Source organism: Flavobacterium rakeshii, assembly GCF_009741375.1.
Lineage (GTDB): Bacteria > Bacteroidota > Bacteroidia > Flavobacteriales > Flavobacteriaceae > Flavobacterium > Flavobacterium rakeshii.
Map to the genome: position 1 here is coordinate 26,967 of NZ_WOWP01000048.1, position 6,295 is coordinate 33,261.

The following is a 6,295-nucleotide window of genomic DNA, read 5'->3' on the forward strand; positions in this document are numbered from 1 at the left end:
ATGAAAAAGATAATAATGAACAATTATAAGAGAGCGGGAGTGAAGTTACTGAGCCTTTTATTAGTATTGGCTGTTTGTGCCTGTGAAGAGGTAGTTAATGTTGATTTGAATACAGGAGAGGCAAAACTGGTAATTGATGCCGAAATATTATGGATAAAAGGAACTGAAGGTAATGAACAAACCATAAAAATAAGCCGGATGGCCGACTACTATAATCCAACGCCCCCAAAAGTATCCGGCGCTCAGGTATATATTGAAGACAGTGAAGGTAACCTGTTTATGTTTAACGAAGGAAGTGAACCCGGTACTTATGAGTGTAATAACTTTATTCCTCAGCTAAACGGAAGTTACACTCTTACAGTAACAGTTGAGGAAGAAACCTTTAAAGCTACCGAAGCCCTAATACCGGTACCGGAAATAAACAGGATAGAGCAAAGGTTAGTTAATAATTTTTTTGAGGATGAATATGAAATTTCAGTATTTTTTGATGACCCTTTGGAGGAACTTAACTTTTACCTTACTGATTTTGTGACCGATGTTTTAATTTACCCTGACTTTGAACTTTCTGACGATGAGTATAAGGAGGGACAGGAAATTAAAAACGATTTCTCTGACGAAAAACTGGAACAGGGTACCGTGGTAGAGATTACGGTTAGAGGGATTTCAGAACAGTTTTATAACTATATGAACCTGATTTTGGAATCTAACTCATCAAATCCTTTTGCTACTCCGCCTGCAAATATTAGGGGGAACATGGTTAATCAAACTACTGCGGGGAGTCATGCTTTAGGCTATTTTAGGCTATGTGAGGCAAACTATCGCTCGTATACTATTGAATAAAATTGGTAATGTTGTAATAATTGTTTAATTAAAAAGCCGGCTAACAACTTGTTAACCGGCTTTTCGCGTAATTAAGGGAATTATGAATAGCCTATCACTCCAGTTATAGGTCTGAAATGATAAACTCACTACGCCTGTTCATCTGGTGTTGCTCTTCGGTACAATCTACACCATCGGAACACTCATTAACCAGTTGGGTTTCCCCATACCCTTTACCGGTTAATCTGCTTGCATCAACACCATTATCAACTAACCATTTTATTGTTGACTTGGCTCTCCTGTCAGAAAGCGCTTCGTTATATTTATGAGTTTGACGACTATCGGTATGCGAGCGTATATCCAGCTTCATATTTGGATATTCGTTTAACACGTCAAGTATTTTTTCGAGATCTAAGGCGGCTTCCGGTCGAATGTTTGATTTATCTAAGTCAAAATAAATCATTTTTATACCAAAGCATTTACCCAGGTCATCACCAATAGTTACTACACATTCGGTTTTTTCTAGCTGAATTGGTAAATTGGTTTTACCATTTTCATACGGAATATTTACCAGTTGTTCTTTTGTGGTGTATTCTTCTTTTTCGGCTCTTATATTATAAGTAGTACCACACTCTACAGCAAATATATAGTTCCCTTTTTCATCAGAGTTTGTTGTGCCTACAAGGTTAAATTTACGGTCATACAGGGTAAGCTTAGTGTATGGTAGTATCTCACCTGTGTTTAGGTCGGTCACCACACCATATAATTCTTGTATACATTCCAGTTTTCGGGTTTCAAGAAATTTATAGATATTATCGTTTTTCGAATCTCCTTTATTTGATGAAAAAAAGCCTCTTCGGGATTTTGTATCTATTATATAGGCAAAGTCGTCCATAGGAGAATTGATATCGGCGCCAACGTTTTGAATATTATGAACGCCTTTCTCGTCTAATTTACCTACAAATACATCCAGCCCTCCCAGGCCGGGATGCCCGTCTGAAGCAAAATAAATCTCATTTTCATTGCTTACAAAAGGGAATGTTTCTTTTCCTTCGGTATTAATTCCCGGACCTAAATTTTCAGGCTTGCCAAAATTGCCTAAACTGTCTATACTTACCCTGAATATGTCTGACTGACCTATTGTACCGGGCATGTCTGACGCAAAGTAGAGTGTTTTCTCATCCGGACTCAGTGCCGGGTGTGCCACACTGTAGGAATCATTATTAAAAGGGAGCTCTGTTATATTACCCCATTTATTATTTTCAAATGTGGCTTTGTATATTTTTACTAAAGTAATTTTATTTTCATCTTTTCCTTTTTTTCCGTTAACATAATTGTTTCGGGTAAAGTAAACGGTATTACCGTCTTTAGTGAAAATAGGAGTTGACTCATGGAACTTCGTTTTTAATTTGCATCTGAATTTTTTGGCACGTTTTGGATTCAGGTCTTCATCAACACTGGACTGATACAGGTTGGTAAACGATTCTCCTGTCCATTTATGCCTGCGGTGCCCCAGGCTACCGGTGTCCCTTGCAGATGTAAAGATGATTTTATCCTGATAAAACGCGGTTCCGTAATCAGAGTATTTGCTGTTTATACCGGCATCATCAATTTCATAGCGTCCTGAATTAGCCTGAATATCTTCCATATAGTTACGATCCTTTTTATACAGTTGAGCCCTTATATCGTTTTCTGATTTCTCATCAAACAGGTCGAGCATCTCTTTAGATTTTTCAATCTCTCCAATCGATTTAAGAGACTGTGCATACCTGTAGTAATATTCGGGTTCCAGTTCAGTATTCATGGCAAACAGTTCGCCATACCATTTTGCAGCTTTATCAAATTTAGAGTTGAAATAAAAGGCATTACCCAGGTTTTTAAAAATCTCTTCAGATTTATATCCTTTATTAGCAACCCGTTCATACGTTTTAATAGCATTTACATAGGCATAGCTGTCGTATTTTTTATCGGCAGAAGCTACTCTTTTTTCCTGTGAATAACCGTTAAATGACAGTAACCCTATTATTGCTATGTATAAGAAAATATAATTTTTCATGATATAGATGTTTTAAAAGAAACGAGGAGTTGTCATTTTTCCATTATTTTTAAATATTTCATAGCGCAGGAATATTTCATGCGAACCAGAATTGTAGTTCTCCAGATTAGTTGTTTCAAGATCATAACCATAGCCTATGTTTAAGCTTTCGCTAAGCTGAAAGGCAGCCATAAGGCTAAATGAAGCATCCCATCTGTAAGCTGCACCAACCGTAAATTTCTCAAGGAACATAAAGTTGCCTGATAGGTCTACCTGTAAAGGTGAACCTTCAACCATTTTAATAAGTGTACTTGGCTTAAATTTTACATCAGGACCCAAATCAAACACATATCCTCCTATCAGGTAATAATTGATTTTAGTTTTGTAAATAGCAACATCATTGTCATTATATGCATTGCCCTGAATAAAGCTGGGAACTGATAAACCTACATACATACGATCTGAACGAAAATAAACACCTGCACCTATATTTGGTTTAAATACGTTATTAAAGTTTTGAAACTGTGGGTCGCCTTGATCTACTGGGTTTAACTTGTTAATATCCAGGTTAAAAAGGTAACCCGTAGCTTTTAGCCCAAAAGACAGTTTGTAAGTTTCGGAAGTACGTATGGTATAAGAGAAATCAATTGAAAGATCATTTTGATTAGTAGGTCCAATTTTATCATTTATCAATGAAATACCTAAACCTACATTACTGTTACTAAATGGTGTATGCATAGAGAAACAGCTAGTTTCGGGGGCACCGTCCAGCCCAACCCATTGGGCACGGTATAAACCAAACATACTTAAAGCTCCTCGCGATCCGGCATAGGCCGGGTTTACGTTAATGGTATTATACATGTATTGTGTAAACTGAGCATTTTGCTGGCCGTAGCTTACCAGAGCTGTAAGTATCAATACGAAAAAAAATATTTTTGTTTTCATAATTCCTATAATTTTTTGTTTCACATTACTTTCATCTTTAAAAAGTTAACCTTTAACAGAAGCAGATGTATAGCCCCGTTAGGGGGTGAATACTTATTACCTTGAAAGGAATAAGTATCCACTTTTACTATTTGTCTGCATTACGCCTTTTCCGTCAAAGGAGGTGTAGTTAAGGATATAAAAGTAAGTTCCTGTTGGAAGACCTACTGATTTGTTTACTGTTGTTCTTCCTCTTGAAATGCCATCAAAAGCATTTGAAGTATTGTTGTAGTTTCTGGTTTCAAATACCAGTATTCCCCATCGGTTATATATTTCAACACTATTGTCAGGATAACATTCTGTATTATCAATATTATCTATAACAAAGGTTTCATTTATATTATCTCCGTTAGGAGAGAAGGCATTGTGTACCAGTATTGGCTCGCATTCAATTATTTTACAATTATCTTCTACTGTAAGATTCAATTTAAGACTAGGGCAGGTTTCATCCTTGTACATATAATCAAAATTATAGTCACCAATCGCAAGTCCGTACACATTAATAAAACTACCGCGGTCAATTACAATATCACTGTTTGTACATATCCACGTACCATCCTGTGGAATATCCTGAGGGGTGAAATCAAATAAATTAACAAGAGCTGTCTCTTCATTACATGCAGTACCTGTAGCTCTTCTTATGCTTGAATCATCTTGAAGAACAGTTATTGTTTGTACCAGTGTGGTTGTATTACCTGCACAGTCAGACAATGTGTATGTTCTGGTTACTATATATGGAGCGCCTACACAACCGGTATCTCCATTATCGGTGTCATCTATTGTTATATCAACAAATTCGCTACAGTTATCAGCTACATCGGTTACTGCACCCGGATCTGGAGCCGGAATGTCTGATATATTCTCTAAGTCGGTAATATCAGCAGGAGCTATTCCTGTTGGAGGAGTAGTATCCATAACGGTTATAATTTGTGTATAATCAATACTATTGCCCGCACAGTCGGTAACTGTCCAAATACGACTTAATACATAATCTGTATCACATTCAGTGTCAGTTCTTATCTCTTCAAAGGAGATTGTTACAGCATCAGGGTTACAGTTATCTGATGCAGTTATTGTTTCAGGTTCCGGAACATCATCACACGATACTGCCATGTCCTGCGGAAGGTTTCCAACAAAAACAGGGGCGATGGTATCTTCAATAGTTATCACCTGAGTGAATATTGCCGATACATTACCACATCCATCTGTAGCTGTCCATGTATTAGTATAAGTACCCGAATTCTCACAACCTGATGATACAAACTCACCTTCGGTTTTAGTGTAGTTAATCTCACCGTCACAGTTGTCTGTAGCTATAGGTTGCATGGCCTGAGCGGCAGCTAATCCGTCAAGGTCGCTACACTCTAGAGTGATGTCCAGTTCCATTGGTTCTGAACTCCACATTGGAGCCGTAGTATCTTCAATAGTGATTATCTGAGTGAAAATCTCCGATACGTTTCCACAAAGGTCGGTAGCTACCCAGATATTGGTGTAAGTACCACTATTGGCACAACCTGAGGATACAAATGAACCTTCTGTTTTAGTGTATGAAATCTCTCCGTCACAGTTGTCGGTAGCTACAGGCTGTTGCGCCTGAGCGGCAGCCAATCCGTCAAGGTCACTACATTCTAAAGTAATATCTAATTCAGAAGAAGCAGTACTCCACATTGGAGCAGTAGTATCTTCAATAGTGATTATTTGAGTAAATACTTCCGATACGTTTCCACAAAGATCGGTTGCTACCCAGGTATTGGTATAAGTACCTGCGTTAGCACAACCGGAGGACACAAATGAACCTTCAGTTTTAATATATGAAATCTCCCCGTCACAGTTATCGGTAGCTACAGGCTGTTGCGCCTGAGCAGCGACCAATCCGTCAAGGTCGCTACATTCTAAAGTAATATTCAGTTCAGCATCCATAGTTGACCAAACCGGAGCAGTAGTATCTTCAATAGTGATTATTTGAGTAAATACTTCCGATACATTGCCACACAGGTCGGTGGCTACCCAGGTATTGGTATAAGTACCTGCGTTAGCACAACCGGAGGACACAAATGAACCTTCAGTTTTGGTATATGAAATCTCACCGTCACAGTTATCGGTTGCTACAGGTTGTTGCGCCTGAACGGCAGCCAATCCGTCAAGGTCACTACATTCTAAAGTAATATCTAATTCAGAAGAAGCAGTACTCCACATTGGAGCAGTAGTATCTTCGATGGTTATCACCTGAGTGAAGATTTCCGATACATTGCCACACAGGTCGGTGGCTACCCAGGTGTTAGTATAGGTTCCTGCGTTAGCACAACCTGAGGATACGAAAGAACCTTCAGTTTTAGTGTAGCTGATTTCTCCGTCACAGTTATCGGTTGCTACAGGCTGTTGCGCCTGAGCAGCGGCTAATCCGTCAAGGTCGCTACACTCTAAAGTGATGTCAAGCTCCATTGGTTCTGAACTCCA

Annotated in this window: 4 protein-coding genes; 1 reads left to right on the plus strand and 3 read right to left on the minus strand. The window is 38.4% G+C overall.

Annotation, left to right across the window (positions count from 1 at the left end; translation table 11 throughout):
• Entirely contained in the window at nucleotides 1–840 is an 840-nt protein-coding gene (locus GN157_RS12260) for a DUF4249 domain-containing protein (protein WP_157483682.1), read from the plus strand.
• Between the two features lie 103 nt (nucleotides 841–943).
• On the opposite strand, the gene GN157_RS12265 is transcribed toward GN157_RS12260, so the two are convergent.
• From GN157_RS12265 to GN157_RS12275, 3 genes are all read right to left on the minus strand, one after another.
• Nucleotides 944–2,875: an OmpA family protein gene (locus tag GN157_RS12265; RefSeq protein WP_157483683.1), complete on the minus strand. Its 1,932-nt coding sequence runs from the start codon at nucleotides 2,873–2,875 to the stop codon at nucleotides 944–946.
• 12 nt (nucleotides 2,876–2,887) lie between these two features.
• A complete protein-coding gene (locus tag GN157_RS12270; protein ID WP_157483684.1) occupies nucleotides 2,888–3,799 on the minus strand; it encodes a PorP/SprF family type IX secretion system membrane protein in 912 nt (303 codons plus the stop codon).
• A gap of 96 nt (nucleotides 3,800–3,895) precedes the next feature.
• A partial coding sequence (locus GN157_RS12275) for a gliding motility-associated C-terminal domain-containing protein (protein WP_157483685.1) occupies nucleotides 3,896–6,295 on the minus strand: 2,400 nt, incomplete at its 5' end.